This is a genomic window from Herbaspirillum sp. B65 (genome assembly GCF_000333555.1).
Lineage (GTDB): Bacteria > Pseudomonadota > Gammaproteobacteria > Burkholderiales > Burkholderiaceae_D > Herbaspirillum > Herbaspirillum rubrisubalbicans.
The window spans coordinates 1-1,761 of sequence record NZ_BADI01001140.1 but is presented as its reverse complement, the minus strand read 5'-3'; the positions used below and the strand labels follow the sequence as shown (position 1 = coordinate 1,761).

Below are 1,761 nucleotides of genomic sequence, written 5' to 3'. Positions count from 1 at the left end.
GTCCAACGCCGCTGCAGTGGCTTGCTGCAAGGCGATCCAGCGCGGTGGGTCCATGTAGTCGGAGGGCAGGTGAAACAGATTGTTGACCTCCAGCGTTGCGATGGCGGCCATGGCGGGCACCGTGGCTAGCAAGTCGTCGCCTGACAAGGCCGGCACCGGTGCTTTTCGGATCGGATCGATCTTCATGGCAATGGTGCCGCCGGTGGAGATGAAAGCGCACAGTGGCAGATCGGAAGGGGATGAGCTCATCATGAGATGGAAGAGGAAAGAAATATGCCTGCAGTCGCAACGACCCCGCACCTCGGAGCTGTGCTCACCCCGATCATGGTCATGGAGTCTGCTCCGGCACAAGCGCTACCAACGCCAACTGTACGCACCATGTTCATACCCGTAAATGAGCAAATACCGTCTCGGTCGCCCCCGCGTGCTTGGCGTCCCCCTCCTCCACCAGCTCACCCTGCTTGAGAATGAGGTAGCGGTCCGCCACCTGTAGGGCGAATGGCACATTCTGCTCGACCAGCAACAGGGTGGTGCCATGCTGACGGCGCTCTTCCAGCAGCGCATGAGCCAGCCGATCGATCACCGACGGTTGCAGGCCTTCGGTGATTTCGTCGAGCAGGATCAACGCAGGTCGCATCATCAGCGCACGCGCCAGCAGCAGCATCTTCTGCTCGCCACCGGAGAGCGTGCCCGCGTATTGCTGCAGCCGGCTGCGAAATACAGGGAACAGTCCTTCGATCGCCGCAAAACGCTCTTCGAACAGGGCTGGCCGCGTCAAGCCCAGGCGCAAGTTGTCGGCGATGCTCAGTTCGGCAAACAGGGCATTCTCCTGGGCTGCATAGGCCACGCCCAGGCGCGCAATGCGATGGGGGGACATGCGTGTGATGTTGCTCCCATGCAGATGCACGGCGCCGCTCTGCTTGCCTAGATATCCCATGACGGTCTTGAGCAAGGTGCTCTTGCCCATGCCGTTCTTGCCCAGCAAGGCGACCGCCTCGCCCTGTGCGATCTCCAGTGACAGACCACGCAGCACCACCGAGGCTCGATAACCGCTGGTGATGCCCTTCATAACCAATGCCGATGGTTTCATTGCGCCCCCGTTGCATGGGTACTACCCGAATAGATGGTCTTGACCAGTTCGGAATTGACCACCTCCTCGAAACTGCCCTGCATGATGATCGTCCCTTGATGCAGCACCACGATGCGCGTGGCGATCTGCTGCACGAAATCCAGATCATGCTCCACCAGCAGGCAACACAGTCGATATTTGTAGGCCAGCGACGACAGCACCGCACCGATCTGGGTGCGCTCGGTCTTGGTCAGGCCGGCGGTGGGCTCGTCCAGCAGCACTACACGGGGCTCCAGCGCCAGCACCATGGCCAGCTCCAGCGCCTGCTGCTGGCCGTGTGAAAGGTCTCCAGCGATACTGTCAAGCATCCCGTCCAGCCCGGTGGCGCGCATTACGTGCAGGGCATAAGGCGGTAAATGCAGCGTGTCGTCGCGCTTGAACAGGGCCGGGCGTTGCAGTCGCACGCGCGCAATGCGCAGGCACTGCGCCACGGTCAAGGATTCGAAGATATTGGCGTTCTGGAATTTGCGTCCCAGTCCCAGATGCACACAGGCCTGCGGCGGCAACTTGGCAAGATCGCTACCGCACAGCGCAACGCTGCCAGCGCTGCGCTCGGCACCATCGCTCATGCAGCGCATCAGAGTGGTCTTGCCAGCCCCGTTGGGACCGATCAGACCGACCAGCTCACCGGC

3 protein-coding genes are annotated in these 1,761 nt (G+C 61.6%); all 3 read right to left on the bottom strand.

Annotated features, from left to right (window positions below):
- Positions 1-252: asparaginase domain-containing protein (locus I5W_RS26790; RefSeq protein ID WP_044531547.1), on the bottom strand; the 252-nt coding region annotated here is incomplete at its 3' end.
- 130 nt (positions 253-382) lie between these two features.
- Complete coding sequence (locus tag I5W_RS26785; RefSeq protein ID WP_044531546.1) at positions 383-1,090, bottom strand: branched-chain amino acid ABC transporter ATP-binding protein; 708 nt, start codon at positions 1,088-1,090, stop codon at positions 383-385.
- Positions 1,087-1,761 (bottom strand): ATP-binding cassette domain-containing protein (locus I5W_RS26780; protein WP_044531545.1); only part of this gene is annotated, 675 nt, incomplete at its 5' end. The genes I5W_RS26780 and I5W_RS26785, both read right to left, overlap by 4 nt.